Source organism: Maribacter luteus, assembly GCF_009674825.1.
Classification (GTDB): Bacteria; Bacteroidota; Bacteroidia; order Flavobacteriales; family Flavobacteriaceae; genus Maribacter_A; species Maribacter_A luteus.
Map to the genome: position 1 here is coordinate 1 of NZ_WKJH01000025.1, position 661 is coordinate 661.

The 661-nt window shown below is 45.5% G+C and carries 1 protein-coding gene; it reads left to right on the forward strand.

Annotated elements, in window-relative coordinates; translation table 11 throughout:
* Positions 1–661: IS110 family RNA-guided transposase (locus GJ691_RS15775; protein WP_246200206.1), on the forward strand; the 661-nt coding region annotated here is incomplete at both ends.

The following is a 661-nucleotide window of genomic DNA, read 5'->3' on the forward strand; positions in this document are numbered from 1 at the left end:
CGAGTCCTATGGTTGGTCTTCCCTAGTGGTCAATCCTGCTGATATCCATAGAAAGGGCAAGGAGAAACATACCAAGACCGACAGGATAGACGCGCAATTGATATCAAGAGAGTTAAAGGACGGTCGTTTGGAGGGTATCCATGTTCCCGATGTCGACCGTGAGTTACGAAGTCTATTTAGGCGCAGAAACGATCTTGTCAAGGATTTTCGGAGGATAAAGAGTTACATCAAAATGCAGTTGTTGTATTTCGGTATCAAGGAGCCGGAAGAATTTGACAACGACCATTGGAGCCATAAGTACCGTAAATGGTTAGATGGTATTGTGTTTGAGAACCCGACGGCAAAAGCGACTTTAGAGAGTCGTATGCGTTTCTTTCGTTTTGTGGACCAAGAGCTTCGGGATGTTTCTACAGCCCTTAGAAGGTATTGCAAGGTCCATCATAAGAAGGATTATATGTTGCTCAGGAGCATACCCGGCATTGGAGGGATAGTTGCCTGTGGTATCTTATGTGAATTGGGAGATCTGAGACGTTTTAACAATGTCAAGCATTTGGCAGGTTATGTAGGTCTGTCCCCAGGGGTCCACCAAAGCGGAAGCAATTATAAGACGTTGGGCATCACCCCACGAGCACATCGATTGATACGGAGCTATTTTGTTGAG